The sequence below is a fragment of the Sulfitobacter sp. SH22 genome (assembly GCF_965641905.1).
Classification (GTDB): domain Bacteria; phylum Pseudomonadota; class Alphaproteobacteria; order Rhodobacterales; family Rhodobacteraceae; genus Sulfitobacter.
On record NZ_OZ282573.1, the window covers coordinates 1,119,789 to 1,134,311 of the forward strand.

Below are 14,523 nucleotides of genomic sequence, written 5' to 3' on the forward strand. Positions count from 1 at the left end.
TCGGGCCCCGCCGCTTATTGCCTTTGCGACAGCGGGTTACAGCACCGCGCGCGGGCGCGCAATGCAAGAGACGCCATTGCAGCCTATCTTGGTCTTGACGCGGCACCCCCGCACCCTTACGAAACCGCTATGGCGGGCCTGTAGCTCAACTGGTTAGAGCAGAGCGCTCATAACGCTTTGGTTGCGGGTTCAAGTCCTGCCGGGCCTACCACCTTTCCAAATCACCGCCATCACAGCCTATGAAACCGGAATTGATTTCGGATGAAAAATGGATTGATTTCAATGGATTAAGCGGAATGCCCCGGCAGACACCGCAGATGGTGCCCTTTCAAAATCCGGCAATGCCACCGCAGGTCACCCCGCCCCACACAGCACACCAAGGCGGTTCATCACTTCACCCAAATCGCGGGGGGCAAAAAAGCCTTCGACCTGCGAAATTCTTTGGCAATTGCGCTGTTTCATTCCGAACCCAATCCGCTCGCCAAAGCCGATTTGAGGATGGGCCCTTTGCAAAATTTATCGCTCGACAACAGCGGCCAAAGCACCGAGTGTCTTCGGATATTATTAAAGCCTAAATATTACGCTAATCCTGAATTACACCCGCTCCAAGTTGTATCCCCTTGAAAAGGAATAACTTTGGATTGAAGAAACGCCGAATTATTTTGACTATTTCATTTCAATCGTTAACCCTGAACGCTTGACCAGTTGCCGAGTTTAATGACTTAAATTTCGATCTTTATTTTACAAACCCAATAAAACTCCACAGGTTATCAAATGCCCTCTTCACTTATTCGCGCGTTTTTGCGCGTTCCCTGCTTTTTTGGTCTTCACCGCTGGCGCCCAAGCCGCGCAATGCCCGAAGATGTCTGCAAATGCTGCCACAAGCGCCGCCGCACCTACGTCTGACGCACCGCTTGGTAAAAAGAACGCTGCTGATCTGAATTAACAGACCAGCAGCGCAAGTTCTTACATCTTGATCAACACCTCTCCGAAGGCGTCGCGCAGATTGCGTTTTAGCACTTTGCCCGTCGCATTGCGGGGCAGAACATCGGTAAAGACCACGCAGTCGGGGATTTGCCATTTTGCAATCTTCCCGTCGAACACCGCCAGAATTTCTTCTTCGGTGGGCGCGTGGCCTTCGCGGATGACAGCAATCAGAATCGGCCGCTCGTCCCATTTCTCGTGACGCGCACCGATAACGGCGGCATCTGACAGCTTTGGATGCGCGATCGCGATGTTTTCCAGTTCGACCGAACTGATCCATTCGCCACCCGATTTGATGATGTCCTTGGACCGGTCGCGGATCGTGACATAGCCGTCGGCATCCATCGTCGCCACATCGCCGGTGTCGAACCAACCGTCTTTGGTCAGTGTTTCCTCGCGGGTTTTGCGGAAATAGGCGTCCAGAATCCAGAACCCCTTGGTGACCAGATCGCCTTGGGTTTTACCATCATGGGCGACAGGGTTGCCTTCGTCGTCCAGAATTTCCAGTTCAACCCCGTACACAGGCCGGCCCTGATTTTCGCGCAGGCGGTGCTGTTCTGCCTCGGGCAGTTCCAGATGTTTGGCCAGCGGCTGGTTGATCGTGCCCACGGGCGACATTTCGGTCATGCCCCAGGCATGGATCGTCTCGACGCCGTATTTCTCGCGAAAGGCGGTGATCATCGACGGCGGGCAGGCAGAGCCGCCAACGACGGTGCGTTTCAGACTGCTCAGCGTCGATCCGATCTTGTCGGCCTCGCCCAGCAGACCCAGCCAGATCGTCGGCACCCCAAGCGCCAGCGTGACCTTGTATGTGTCGATCAAGGCAACCAGCGACGGACCATCCAGACCCGGCCCCGGCATCACCATACGCGCACCGACCATGGCGCAAGCATATGGCGCGCCCCATGCGTTGACGTGGAACATCGGCACAACGGGCAGCACGACCTCTTTGGCGGAAATCGCGATGCTGTCGGCTAGGTTGATGCCAAAGCTGTGCAAAACGGTCGAGCGGTGCGAATACAACACGCCCTTGGGGTTGCCCGTGGTACCAGAGGTGTAGCACAGGCTTGAGGCGGTGTTTTCATCCAGTTCGGGCCAGTCGAATTCGGGATCACCGCTGGCAACCAGATCGTCATAGAACTTGAGGCCGGGGATCTGCTTGGCGGCTTCGGCATCGGTGCCTTCCATCAAAACGACGTGGTCCAGATGCTCGAGCTTGTCCATGATCGCGGCGACCAGCGGCACAAAGGTCTTGTCGATAAACAGCACCTTATCTTCGGCGTGGTTCAGGATATAGACCAGCTGTTCAGGAAACAGGCGCGGGTTGATCGTGTGGCAGACAAACCCACCGCCCGACACACCAAAGTAGATCTCAAGGTGGCGGCGGTTGTTCCATGCGATCGTGCCGCAGCGCGCCTGCTGGTCCAGACCAAGCTTGGTCAGCGCAGACGCCAGTGCCCGTGAATTACGCCCGACCTGCCCCCAGCTGGTTTCCTCCACACCGCCGCCGGTATTGACCGAATAGATCTCTCCGCCCGCGTGATAGCGTTGCGCGTGTTCGATCAGACTAGAGATCGTCAGCGATTTTTTCATCATTTGGCCAAGCATGGCGCATCCTCCCGATTGCGATTTTTCCAACACCCTGAACAATCCATCCCCCTCTTGCAAGCGCCCAAACACATGCTTACGCAGGGTGAATGAAACTAGTTTACCACACCCCCCTGACAGCGGATCAGCAACGCGATGCCGGTCTGACCGAACCACAGCCTCTGGCAATGGCAGATCAGGTGCGGTTTTCCGATCTGGACACCAACAACCACGTCAACAACTGTACCTATTTCGAATGGTTTGAACGTCTGCGCATCCGCTATACGCAATCGCTTGTTGAACAGGGCCTGCTGGACGCACCGGGCCCCAAGGTGGTTATCCGGTCGGGGTCGATCCGGTATCTGCACGAATTGCTGGAACGCGAAGATTACATCGTGACCTGCCGCTGCACCGGCTTTCGCAACACATCCTACAGCCTGAGCCAGCAAGTCTGGGTAGGCGGCCAGCTGCGCGCGACATTTGACTGCGTGCTGGTCCTGCTGGACCGCGAAGGCACAGGTCGCTTCGCCCTGCCCGACCGCCTGAAACACCATTTCAAGACCCACGACAAAGCAACCGCCGACAGCTGAGCGCTGCCAGAAAGGAATTCGCCATGACCGTAACAACACGCCCGCTCGCTGCGTCAGACCGCGCCGCCTGGGAGACGCTCTTTGCCGGATATGCCGCGTTCTACAAAGTTGACCAAACACCGGACATGCGCGCGACCGTGTTTGGATGGCTGATGGACGAAACCCACAGCAGCAATTGCATTGTCGCCCAGGACGCATCGGGCAAGCTCATCGGGCTGACCCATTACCGCCCCTTTGTCAGCCAGTTGCGGGCGATTACCAATTGCTTTCTGGATGATCTGTTCGTGGACCCCGCCGCACGTGGATCGGGTGCCGCCCAAGCGCTGATCGGTGCGGTGAAATCCGTGGCCGAGGAAAAAGGCTGGGGCACCGTGCGCTGGATCACCGCCGAAGACAATTATCGCGGCCGCGCGGTGTATGACAAGCTCGCCACCCGCACGCCTTGGGTCACCTACGACATCAAGCTTTAGACCTGAAAGAAAGTCCCGCCATGACCGTTTTGCAAATCGCTTCGCTTTTGATCGTCATGGCCGGTGGGTTCGGGGCAATCAACTACCTGTTTCTCAAGCTGCCGTCTTCCATTGGCATTCTGGTGGTGGCGCTGATCGCGTCTTTCGGGCTGCTGGGGCTTGATCTGATCTGGCCCGCCTTGGGGATGGCCGACACCGTGCGCGGCGTGGTCAAGGGGATCGATTTCTCCGAAGCGCTGCTGGAGGGCATGTTGGGCCTGCTGCTGTTTGCCGGTGCCTTGCATGTCAAAACCTCGGATTTGCGGCGCGAATGGGGGATTGTGGCCCTGATGGCGACCCTTGGTGTGGCGCTGTCGACGGCCGTGGTCGGATTTGGCTTTTCATGGCTCACGGGGATGCCCCTGCTCACGGCACTGGTGTTCGGCGCGCTGATTTCGCCCACTGATCCGGTCGCTGTTCTGGGCGTCCTGCGCGAGGCGGATTTGCCCAAGTCGCTGGAAACCAAGATTGCCGGCGAAAGCCTGTTCAATGACGGCGTCGGCTATGTGGTGTTTTTGATCCTTGTGGGCCTCGCCTTTCCGGCGCTTGACAGCCACGGGGCCGAGGGCAACGCGGTGCTGGGCGCGGGACGGCTGTTTTTTCAGGAAGCCTTGGGCGGTGCCGTGCTGGGTCTGGTACTGGGCTGGCTGACCTTTCGGATCATGCGCCGGATCGACGATTATTCGCTTGAGGTGCTGCTGACGCTGGGGCTGGCATTCGGGGGCTACGAGCTGGCGGTCGCCCTGCATGTCTCGGCCCCGATTATGGCGGTCTGTGCGGGGTTGCTGATTGGCGATGTGGGGGCCGCGCGGGGCATGTCGGAAGAAACCCGCAGCTATGTCGATGCGTTCTGGAAGCTGATCGACGAGATCTTGAATGCGGTGCTGTTTTTGATGATCGGGTTCGAGGTGTTCGCAATCGCCTTTAACGGCGATCTGTTCCTGACCGGTATGGCGGCGATCATCCTTGCCCTGCTGGGGCGTTTGGTGGCGGTTGCCGTGCCGATCCTGATCCTGCGCCCGTTCCGGAATTTCAACCAAGGTGTGATCCCGATTATGACCTGGGGCGGCCTCAAGGGCGGGATTTCGGTGGCTTTGGCGCTGTCTTTGCCCGACGGGGACTGGAAGCCGGTGATCCTGACCTGCACCTATATTGTGGTGGTGTTTTCGATCATCGCCCAAGGGTTGACCGTGGCCAAGGTTGCAAACCGGATGGGGCGCAATCCTGATCTGGTTTGAGGCCGGACATGGTTTTGCAGAAAGGATGAGGGGCGCTGCCCCTCAAACTCCCCGGAGTTTATTTGGCAAAATGAAATGCCGAAATATCAGTCTGCGTGTTTGGCGATGAAGGCGACAAGGGCGGCGGTGGAGCCGTCTTTTCCGGTGGCGGGTTCTGAGCCGTCTACGACGGGTTGCAGCGACGTGGCCAGTTCCTTGCCCAGTTCCACCCCCCATTGATCGTAGGAATTGATGCCGAGGATCACCCCTTCGACAAAGACCCGGTGTTCGTAGAGCGCGATGATCTGGCCCAGCGTGAAAGGGTCAAGCAGCGGATAGCTGAGGGTCGTTGACGGACGATTGCCGGGGAATACGCGGTGGCGCGCCTGACGGTCGAGTTCGGCCCCTGTCAGGCCCTTGGCGGCCATGATTTGCGAGGCTTCTTGCAGGCTGCGCCCGCGCATCAGCGCCTCGGATTGGGCGAGGCAATTGGCGATCAGCAGTTTGTGGTGGTGGGTAAGGTCGGGTTCGTGGCTGTTGGCGGCAATCAGGAATTCGCAGGGAATCACGCGGGTGCCTTGGTGGATCAGCTGGTAGAACGCGTGCTGGCCATTGGTGCCCGGCGCGCCCCAGACCACGGGGCCTGTGTGGAACGGCGCGGTGGTGCCATCCATTTGCGTGGTTTTGCCGTTCGATTCCATTTCAAGCTGTTGCAGGTAATCGGGGAGCTGGCCCAGACGTTGATCATAGGGCAGCACGGCGCGGGTGGCGTAGCCGCAGATCTGGTTGTGCCAGATGCCCACAAGCGCCAGCAGCATCGGCATGTTTTCATGGGGGGCAGCGGCGCAGAAATGACGGTCCATGGATTGCGCGCCGCGCAGGAATGCGTGAAAGGCGCGCGGGCCGGTGGCGATCATCAAAGACAGCCCGATCGGGCCCCAGACGGAATACCGCCCGCCGACCCAATCCTCGAAGCCGAAGACCTGCGCGGGATTGATGCCGAACGCATCTGTCTTGTCCTGGGCTGTGCTGAGGGCGGCAAACTGCTGTGCGGGGTCGCCGCCATTTTCTGTCATCCACGCCCGCGCGGTGCGGGCATTGGTCATGGTTTCGATCGTGGTGAAGGTTTTCGAGGCGACGATGACCAGCGTGGTTTTTGCATCGAGCCCGCGCAGCGTATCGGCGATATGCGCACCATCCACATTTGACACGAAATGGCAGCGCGGCCCGTCATGGTAGGGCGACAGCGCCTGCACGGCCATCGCAGGGCCAAGGTCGGACCCGCCGATGCCGATATTCACAACATCGGTAATGTCGCTGGCGCGGATATTGTCGGCAAAATCGCGCATCCGGTCGAGCGTCGCCAGAATGCCCGGCATGACATCCGCCCCGTCAACCATCACCGGCCCGCCATCAAGGTTGCGCAAGGCGGTGTGCAAGACGGCGCGGCCTTCGGTTTCGTTGATCTTGTCGCCTGCGAACATCGCGTCGCGCCGCGCCTGAACATCGGCCCCGTCGATCAACGCCAGCAGCGCATCCATCGTTTCGCGGTCAAGGTTGGTCTTTGAGAAATCAAACAGCATGTCGCCGGTTTGCGCGCTGAATGTCGCCGCGCGGTCGGCATCGTCGAACAGGGACAGGATCGACCGGTCCTTGACCGCTGCCTGCATCGCAATAAGAGCGTCGAATTTTGTCATGCTGCCCAATGGACCACCGCCTCTTGTAATACTGCGCCGATGGGGGCCTCATGGGCTGGCAGGGTCAAGGCCCGCTCTACCGCTGCGCGTTTTTCATCACCGAAGATGACCAGATGTTTCGACATGGCCCCCTCGAGAACCGGTCGGGAAAGTGTAATGCGGCCAATGTCTTGGCCAGCGACGTTAATGGGGCAGACTGCGGGTGCATCATCGGCCATCGCCGCTGCCAGCCCGTCCGATCCGGGGAAAAGCGAGGCCGTGTGCATATCGGCCCCCATGCCCAGAACCAGCACGGAAATCGGCAGATGCCGGGTGATGGTTTCTGACAATTGCTCGGATGCTTCGGCGGCGGTCAGACCGTCAAGGTAAAACGGCGTGAACCCCGCCGCGGCCGCCGGACCAACCAGCAAACGCTGGCGCAGCAACCGTGCGTTCGACATATCGTGATCGGGGGCGACCCAACGTTCGTCGGTCAGCATCACCTGCACCCGCGACCAGTCAAGGCTGGCAGCGCTGAGACTGTCGAAAATCGGGCCGGGCGTGGTGCCACCGGGCACGGCCAGGCTGACCCTGTCATGGGACAGCAGCGCGTTTTCCAACTCTCCTGCCAGAATATTCGCCACATCCAGCGCCAGAATGTCCCGGTCTGCGTATTCGATCAGTTTCATGCCGAAAGCTCCCGCCATTTACGGTTGTCGCGCCGCATCATTTCCATCGCATCCGTAGGCCCGTCAGAGCCGCTGTCATAGGGTTTGGGCACGTCGTTGCGGGCCTCCCAGCCCTGGATGATCGGGTCGGTCCACGCCCAGGCGGCCTCGACCTCGTCGCCGCGCATGAACAAGGTCTGGTTGCCACGGATCACATCCATGATCAGGCGCTCATAGGCGTCAACCTGTTCGGCCCCTTCAGCCCCCAATGCATCGGCAAAGGTCATGTCCAGCGGCACGTCGATCAGACGCATGCCGCCGGGGCCGGGCTCCTTGATCGTCACGCCCAGCGTAATCCCCTCGTTCGGTTGCAGCCGGATCGACAAGACGTTGCGGTGCCGGCCTGCGTCTTCGGCAAAGATCGAATGCGGGGTTTCCTTGAACACCACTGTGATCTCGGAGGACCGCGCCGCCATGCGTTTGCCGGTGCGCAGATAGAAAGGCGTGCCCGCCCACCGCCAGTTGCTGATGTGGGCTTTCAGCGCGACAAAGCTTTCGGTGCGCGAACGGGGGTCGCCGACGGCGGTGCGATAGCCGGGATGTTCGGTCTCGTTGCACGGTTCGGCCTGATATTGCCCGCGCGAAATGTGATGTGGCAACACCGGATCCAGCGCGCGGATCACCTTGAGCTTTTCATCGCGCACCGCGTCAGGATCAAACCGCGCCGGTGGTTCCATCGCGATCAGACACAGCAATTGCATCAGGTGGTTTTGCACCATATCGCGCATGGCACCGGATTTGTCGTAATATTCACCCCTGCCCCCGACGCCCACGGTTTCGGCCACAGTGATCTGGATGTGATCGACATACTGGCTGTTCCAAAGCGGCTCGAACAGCATGTTGCCAAAGCGGACAGCCATGAGGTTTTGGACGGTTTCCTTGCCCAGATAATGGTCGATCCGGTAAATCTGGCTTTCGTCGAAATATTTGGCCAGCGTGGCGTTCAAGGCGCGTGCGGTTTGCAGATCGCGGCCAAAGGGTTTTTCAACCACGATGCGACTGTTCGCATCGGCCATGCCCCATTGCTGCAACCGCTCTGCCAGATCACCGAAAAGCGCCGGAGAAACCGAGAAATAATATGCCTCGACCCGGTCCTTGCCCGACATCAGCTTTTGCAGATCGGCCCAGCCATCTGTGCCCTTGGCATCAATGGTGACGTATTCCAGACGGGTCAAAAACCCTTCAAGCTGGCCTTTTTCATGCTCGAAATCCGCGTTGAACTCTGCAATCGCCTCGGCAATCATCACCCGGTAGCCGTCGGCATCCATATCTGTGCGCGCAGCACCGATAATCCGGGCGTTCTCAGGCATTTGACCGGAACAGAAACGCCGGAACAGACCGGGCAAGATCTTGCGTCGGGCCAAATCACCGGTACCGCCGAAAATCACCAGATCGAACGGATCGACCGGAATAACGCGTGAGACCATGGGGCAACTCCTTGCTGCACGGGCACAGCATTTATGGGCGGTTCATTCAATGTTAGCGCAAACATACAGGATTTTCTGCACTTCACAAGTATGTGCGAAAGAATACACAGGGTTTTCTTGAATTTACCATTCGCCTAGACAAAGAAATTGCACAAACCATTAAGGGGCGCATTGTCGATGAAAGATATTGCACTGGCCAACGCCGGAAAATTCGAAAACCCCCTGGTGACTGCCAAGGGCGAACCCCGCGCGACCGTCAGTCTGACCCATCCGCAGACCTTGTGGTTTAACACAGGTACGCTGTGCAATATCGAATGCGTGAATTGCTATATCGCGTCGAGCCCCACCAATGATGCGCTGGTCTATATCACGGCTGACGAGGTCCGCGATTATCTGGGGCAGATCACGGCGCGCAACTGGCCCGTGACAGAAGTCGCCTTTACCGGCGGTGAACCCTTTATGAACCCGCAAATGATCGAGATGACCGAGGCATCCTTGGCCGCCGGCTATGATGTGCTGATCCTGACCAACGCGATGCGTCCGATGATGCGCAAACCGGTGCTGGCAGGGCTGAAACGGTTGAACGCCGCCTACCCCGGCAAGCTGACCCTGCGGATTTCGGTCGATCACTATCGCGCTGATCTGCATGATGCTGAACGTGGCCAAGGCGCGCTGGCCAAGACGGTCACCGGCATGGAATGGTTGCGTGACAACGGCCTTCGCATGGCGGTTGCCGGCAGGTCGGTTTTCGGGGCCAGTGACGAAGACAGCCGCGCCGGATATGGCGCGTTTTACGCCGAACACGGGTTTGACATCGACGCCAATGATCCGGGCATGACCGTGCTGTTCCCCGAGATGGACGAAACCGTCGAAGTTCCTGAGATTACAACGGCTTGCTGGGGTATCTTAAACAAGTCTCCTGATGTGATCATGTGTTCATCTTCGCGGATGGTGGTCAAACGCAAGGGCGCTGAAAAGCCTGCCGTGCTGGCCTGCACCCTGCTGCCCTACAGCGCGGAATTCGAACTGGGCAACAGCCTTGAAGAAGCCGAAAAAGATGTCGCGCTCAACCACCCCCATTGCGCCAAGTTCTGCGTTTTGGGCGGTGCCAGCTGCTCCGCCTGACCTCTAGGGCCGGATAATCACGCCTGTCGTCGGGTCCGCCTGCCCTGTGACCAGCGCGTGATACGGGGCCTCGGCTGCCGCGATGCCCTGATGGACCTGCACTTTCATCCAGGTTGATGCATCCGCCGCGATCCGCTTCCATGCCGCGGTGATCTGTTTCTCGATCTCGCCCGGCCCCCAGTCTGCCCGCCGTTTGGCCACCTGCGACGGCGCGAAAAAGAATTCGGGCTTTGGCCCTGCCAGCTTTTGCGCGGGCGCAAAGTGATCCCAATGGCTCAGCCCCACGGCCGAGGAATGCTTGAGCGCGTCGCCCAAATGCGCATGCAACGCGGCCTTGACCGCGCTGTTGCCGGACATATCCACATAGACCGAAGGCACCTGCGCAATATCGTCGATCTGGTCATAGGTCAGCACGCTGTTGCATGCGCCAAGGCTTTCCACAAACTCACGGTTTTTCGCAGATGTCAGACCGACAATCCGATAGGCGCGATCCGCAGGTTCAGCCAGATATTTGCACAGCCCCAGACCGGTTTTCGACGATGCGCTGCCGATGATGATCTGCCGCGCGCCGAAACAGTCATTGTCCTGCAACCAGTCGAACAGCAAAAACGATGTGGCCAGCAAAGGCTGTAAAATCGCCCGCAGATGGTCGTCAGCATCGCTGCCGGATCGTACCGGCGTGTATTGGTTGTAGATCAACGGCAGTTTCGCGCGGTGCTCTGCTGCGTCCACAAACCCGCCCTGCGCAGATTTTGGCGTTATCACCATCTCCTCCGCCATCGGGTAAAAGCCGTAAAGCCGCGTGCCGACCGCCAAAGCATCGCTGCGGCTTTCCACAACTTTGGCCGTGCCCCAGACCGGGACGATGCCCCAACCTTCGCTTCCGCTTGGGAAAAACTGCCAATAGCCGATGTCAAACCCCGCTGCCGCATAGGTCACGTTGTTGGAGGTCAGCGCAAAGCTTTCTAGCACAAGCCGTGCCTGCCCCGCCTCAAGCGGCGCGCTGGCGACGTCCTGATGCCGGGTTTGGGCGATAGACGTCTGATTCACCAATATTCGCTGCATTTCCGGCTCTCCCTCTGACAATTGCACGCATCCTAGCCGCGATTTCGCCACTTGTGGGCAGCGTAATAAATTGACGTTACGCCACCTGAAATGGGCACGAATTAGTCTGCTTGTTTTTCAATAACTTAGCTGTTCTCTCCGATTCAAATCGACCCAGTAAGCCCACAGGCATTGCACCCTATATACCCCGTCTGCTATACAAAACCCCAATATATAGAACCAGCAAGAGCTAGGCAGATCACGTGAACGACACGCCAGAAACACCTGAAAACGATGACAAAATCCCGGCAGAGCGCCCCGTTTACGATGGCCCTTCGGTCACCATCGAACACGAGATGCGCACATCCTATCTGGATTACGCCATGTCTGTCATCGTCAGCCGCGCCATCCCCGACCTGCGGGACGGTCTGAAACCCGTTCACCGCCGCATCATCTATTCGATGTATGAAAAAGGCATCACCCACGACAAGACCTATCGCAAATCCGCGAAATCCGTGGGCGATGTGATGGGTTCGTACCACCCGCATGGCGACAGCGCGATTTATGACGCCTTGGTGCGGATGGCGCAGGATTTCTCGATGTCCCTGCCGCTGATTGATGGCCAGGGCAACTTTGGCTCGATGGACGGCGATAGCGCAGCGGCGATGCGCTATACTGAATCGCGTCTGGACAAGGTCGCGTCGTTCATGACCAGCGATCTGGACAAAGATACCGTTAACTTTATCGACAACTACGATGGCAAGGAACGTGAACCCACGGTTCTGCCCGCGCGGTTCCCGAACATGCTGGTCAATGGTGCGGGCGGTATTGCCGTCGGTATGGCGACCAACATTCCGCCCCATAACCTGGGCGAGGTCATCGATGCCTGTCAGGCGCTGATCGTGAACCCCGATCTGACCTCCGAAGACCTGATCGAATATATCCCCGGCCCCGATTTCCCGACCGGTGGTATCATGCTGGGCCGCTCCGGTGCGCGCAAAGCGTATCTTGAGGGTCGTGGCAGCGTCATCATGCGCGCCAAAACCCGTGTTGAAGAGATCCGCAAAGACCGTTTTGCCATCGTCATCGACGAGATCTGCTATCAGGTGAACAAATCCACCATGATCGAAAAGATCGCCGAGCAAGTACGCGAGAAAAAGATCGAAGGCATCGCCCACGTCCAGGATGAATCCGACCGCAACGGTGTGCGCGTCGTGATCGAGCTGAAACGCGATGCGACAGCCGAAGTCGTGATGAACCAACTGTTCCGTTATACGCCGATGCAAACCTATTTCGGCTGTAACATGCTGGCGCTGAACGGCGGCCGCCCCGAACAGTTGACGCTACGCAAGTTCCTGACCTATTTCATTGATTTCCGCGAAGATGTGGTTGCCCGCCGCACAGCATTCCTGCTGCGCAAGGCCCGTGAACGCAGCCATATCCTGTGTGGTCTGGCCGTGGCCGTCACCAATATCGACGAAATCGTCGCGACCATCCGGTCTTCTGCCGATGCATCCGAAGCGCGTGAAAAACTGATGACACGCCGTTGGCCTGCGGAATCGATTTTGCCATACATCGCGCTGATCGACGATCCGACCCATACCGCCAATGACGACGGCACCTATAACCTGTCCGAGGCCCAAGCCCGCGCCATTCTGGAACTGCGGTTGCAGCGCCTGACCCAGATTGGCGTCAAGGAAGTTACCGACGAGCTGGAAGAGCTGGCCAAGAAGATCCAGGAATACCTTGAAATTCTGGGCAGCCGCGAGCGGATCATGAGCATCATCTCGGATGAACTGGCCGAAGTGAAAGACCAGTTTGCCGTGCCACGTCGGACCGAGATCGTCGATTGGTCCGGTGACATGGATGACGAAGACCTGATCGCGCGCGAAGACATGGTCGTGACCGTGACTTCCGGCGGCTATATCAAACGCACACCTTTGGTGGATTTCCGCAGCCAGCGCCGCGGTGGCAAAGGCGTGTCGGGGATGCAGACCAAAGAAGAAGACGTGGTCACCACGCTTTTCGTCGCCAACACCCACACGCAGCTGCTGTTCTTTACGACCGACGGCATGGTGTACAAGCTCAAGACATGGCGTTTGCCGCAGGGCAGCCGCACATCGAAAGGCAAGGCGATCGTTAACATTCTGCCGATCCCGGTTGGTGTATCCATCGCGGCCATCATGCCCGTTGACCGCGACGAGGCCGAATGGGCCGATTTGCAGGTGGTATTCGCCACCTCGGCAGGCACCGTGCGCCGCAACAAGCTGTCGGATTTCACCAATGTCATGCGCAACGGCAAGATCGCGATGAAGTTCGAGGACGATCACGCCGACACCACGCTGATCAATGCGCGCATTGCATCGAATGATGACGATGTGATGCTGGTCACCAATTCAGGCCGGGCGATCCGTTTCCCTGCCACAGATGTGCGCGTGTTCAACAGCCGCGCGTCGGTTGGTGTGCGTGGCATCAAGCTAAGCGGCGACGACAAGGTGGTTTCCATGTCGATCATCCGCCACTTTGATGCGACATCCGAAGAACGGTCGGCCTACCTCAAGATGCGCCGCGCGATGGCGGGTCTGGCCGATGATGCCGATGTTGTTTCGGACGAAGAAGAAGTAGACGCAAACGCGACCATCAGCCAGGAACGCTATGCCGAAATGTCAGCCGCCGAGAACCTGCTGCTGACGATCACCGAAAAAGGCTCGGGCAAATTGTCGTCCAGCCATGATTATCCGGTGCGCGGGCGTGGTGGTCTGGGTGTGACAGCCATGGACAAGGCCATGCGCGGTGGCGATATCGTCGCCTCCTTCCCTGTCGAGATGGACGACCAGATCATGTTGGCCACGTCCAAAGGCCAATCCATCCGCGTCCCCGTCGAGGGCATTTCCTTCCGGTCGCGCAGTGCCGGCGGTGTGAAAGTGTTCGATACCGGCAAGGGCGAAGTGGTCGTGAGCGTCGCATGGATCGCCGATCAGGGTGATGACGAGATTGATGGCGAGATTGAGGGCGAGGCGACCGAAGAATCCTAATTCGCCGATATCTGCACAGAACATGAAAAAGCCACCCGGTCTGATACCGGGTGGCTTTTTTCTTTGATGCGGCATCTTTCGCTGGGCAGTGAATTTTACAGGTCTGGCAATTTCACAGGTCTGAAAAACCGTTGCACAAACGAAAAAAAGCGCCCCGGATCGGGACGCTTTTTCTAAGCTGCAACTAAACTATTGTTTAGTTGGTGCCGTTTGTACCGTTGCTGCTGTTGGCAATCGCGGCGACTGCTACGACAGCTGCTACCATACCGGCAATGCCACCTGCGCCGATACCACCAAAGCCTGCACCAGCACCGGCACCTGCGCCTGCTGCTGTAACGCAGTTATATACGCCGCCGATGAGCGGACCACATGCATAGGCAACGCCATTTGCACCGATAACGCTTGTTGGGTAACCAGGAATGCCTGTTTCACCACCAACTGCTACTGCGGTTGTATCTTGGGCGGATGCCATGCCTGCAGTCAAAAGAAGTGCTGCTGTGATTGCTGTGAAACGTGTCATTCGTCGATCTCCAAATCTCGAAAAAGAATTCATCGTGCTTTTTCTCGCATAATTTGCCTGCCATTGCAAACGGGTTTAAGT

At 58.3% G+C, this 14,523-nt stretch carries 11 protein-coding genes and 1 tRNA gene; 6 read left to right on the forward strand and 6 right to left on the reverse strand.

The genetic code is table 11. From position 1 onward, the window contains the following. The first annotated feature begins 134 nt into the window (after window positions 1–134). A tRNA-Ile gene (locus tag ACSQ13_RS07485) sits at window positions 135–211 on the forward strand. A gap of 755 nt (window positions 212–966) precedes the next feature. Here the strand turns inward: ACSQ13_RS07485 and ACSQ13_RS07490 are convergent. Next, a complete protein-coding gene (locus ACSQ13_RS07490; RefSeq protein WP_176249160.1) occupies window positions 967–2,592 on the reverse strand; it encodes a long-chain fatty acid--CoA ligase in 1,626 nt (541 codons plus the stop codon). Between the two features lie 89 nt (window positions 2,593–2,681). Between ACSQ13_RS07490 and ACSQ13_RS07495 the strand changes: the two genes are divergently transcribed. Genes ACSQ13_RS07495 through ACSQ13_RS07505 form a run of 3 tightly spaced genes read left to right on the forward strand, consistent with a single transcriptional unit; the run spans window position 2,682 to window position 4,908 of the window. After that, a complete protein-coding gene (locus ACSQ13_RS07495; RefSeq protein WP_176249161.1) occupies window positions 2,682–3,161 on the forward strand; it encodes an acyl-CoA thioesterase in 480 nt (159 codons plus the stop codon). Window positions 3,162–3,184: 23 nt separating this feature from the next. Beyond that, the gene (locus tag ACSQ13_RS07500) at window positions 3,185–3,631 is read left to right on the forward strand and encodes a GNAT family N-acetyltransferase (protein WP_295509066.1); all 447 of its coding nucleotides are present in this window, start codon (window positions 3,185–3,187) and stop codon (window positions 3,629–3,631) included. Window positions 3,632–3,651: 20 nt separating this feature from the next. Next, the gene (locus tag ACSQ13_RS07505; RefSeq protein ID WP_176249163.1) at window positions 3,652–4,908 is read left to right on the forward strand and encodes a cation:proton antiporter; all 1,257 of its coding nucleotides are present in this window, start codon (window positions 3,652–3,654) and stop codon (window positions 4,906–4,908) included. A gap of 86 nt (window positions 4,909–4,994) precedes the next feature. Here the strand turns inward: ACSQ13_RS07505 and pgi are convergent, their stop codons facing one another. From pgi to zwf, 3 genes are read right to left on the reverse strand one after another with little or no spacing between them, the layout of a single operon-like run. Continuing rightward, a complete protein-coding gene (pgi, locus tag ACSQ13_RS07510; protein WP_176249164.1) occupies window positions 4,995–6,584 on the reverse strand; it encodes a glucose-6-phosphate isomerase in 1,590 nt (529 codons plus the stop codon). Then, the gene (gene pgl, locus ACSQ13_RS07515) at window positions 6,581–7,252 is read right to left on the reverse strand and encodes a 6-phosphogluconolactonase (RefSeq protein ID WP_176249165.1); all 672 of its coding nucleotides are present in this window, start codon (window positions 7,250–7,252) and stop codon (window positions 6,581–6,583) included. The genes pgi and pgl overlap by 4 nt, the downstream gene beginning before the upstream one ends. Then, window positions 7,249–8,718 (reverse strand): glucose-6-phosphate dehydrogenase, encoded by a 1,470-nt coding sequence (zwf, locus tag ACSQ13_RS07520; protein ID WP_176249166.1) that lies wholly within the window; start codon window positions 8,716–8,718, stop codon window positions 7,249–7,251. The genes pgl and zwf overlap by 4 nt, the downstream gene beginning before the upstream one ends. Before the next feature lie 177 nt (window positions 8,719–8,895). Here zwf and ACSQ13_RS07525 point away from each other — a divergent pair, with 177 nt between their 5' ends. Next, window positions 8,896–9,843 carry a radical SAM protein gene (locus ACSQ13_RS07525; protein ID WP_295509071.1) on the forward strand — a complete coding sequence of 316 codons (948 nt, stop codon included), beginning with the start codon at window positions 8,896–8,898 and terminating at the stop codon, window positions 9,841–9,843. A 3-nt stretch (window positions 9,844–9,846) separates the two neighbouring features. On the opposite strand, the gene ACSQ13_RS07530 is transcribed toward ACSQ13_RS07525, so the two are convergent. Next, window positions 9,847–10,908 carry a DUF2855 family protein gene (locus ACSQ13_RS07530; RefSeq protein WP_295509073.1) on the reverse strand — a complete coding sequence of 354 codons (1,062 nt, stop codon included), beginning with the start codon at window positions 10,906–10,908 and terminating at the stop codon, window positions 9,847–9,849. A 242-nt stretch (window positions 10,909–11,150) separates the two neighbouring features. Between ACSQ13_RS07530 and gyrA the strand changes: the two genes are divergently transcribed. Then, a complete protein-coding gene (gene gyrA / locus ACSQ13_RS07535; RefSeq protein WP_176249169.1) occupies window positions 11,151–13,922 on the forward strand; it encodes a DNA gyrase subunit A in 2,772 nt (923 codons plus the stop codon). Between the two features lie 196 nt (window positions 13,923–14,118). Here gyrA and ACSQ13_RS07540 read toward each other — a convergent pair whose 3' ends face one another. After that, a complete protein-coding gene (locus ACSQ13_RS07540; RefSeq protein WP_176249170.1) occupies window positions 14,119–14,442 on the reverse strand; it encodes a hypothetical protein in 324 nt (107 codons plus the stop codon). Between the last annotated feature and the right edge of the window lie 81 nt (window positions 14,443–14,523).

Coding starts and splice junctions, on each gene's coding strand:
- ACSQ13_RS07490 (WP_176249160.1), bottom strand. CDS start 2,592: ATGCTTGGCCAAATGATGAAAAAATCGCTGACGATCTCTAGTCTGATC.
- ACSQ13_RS07495 (WP_176249161.1), top strand. CDS start 2,682: ATGAAACTAGTTTACCACACCCCCCTGACAGCGGATCAGCAACGCGAT.
- ACSQ13_RS07500 (WP_295509066.1), top strand. CDS start 3,185: ATGACCGTAACAACACGCCCGCTCGCTGCGTCAGACCGCGCCGCCTGG.
- ACSQ13_RS07505 (WP_176249163.1), top strand. CDS start 3,652: ATGACCGTTTTGCAAATCGCTTCGCTTTTGATCGTCATGGCCGGTGGG.
- pgi (WP_176249164.1), bottom strand. CDS start 6,584: ATGACAAAATTCGACGCTCTTATTGCGATGCAGGCAGCGGTCAAGGAC.
- pgl (WP_176249165.1), bottom strand. CDS start 7,252: ATGAAACTGATCGAATACGCAGACCGGGACATTCTGGCGCTGGATGTG.
- zwf (WP_176249166.1), bottom strand. CDS start 8,718: ATGGTCTCACGCGTTATTCCGGTCGATCCGTTCGATCTGGTGATTTTC.
- ACSQ13_RS07525 (WP_295509071.1), top strand. CDS start 8,896: ATGAAAGATATTGCACTGGCCAACGCCGGAAAATTCGAAAACCCCCTG.
- ACSQ13_RS07530 (WP_295509073.1), bottom strand. CDS start 10,908: ATGCAGCGAATATTGGTGAATCAGACGTCTATCGCCCAAACCCGGCAT.
- ACSQ13_RS07540 (WP_176249170.1), bottom strand. CDS start 14,442: ATGACACGTTTCACAGCAATCACAGCAGCACTTCTTTTGACTGCAGGC.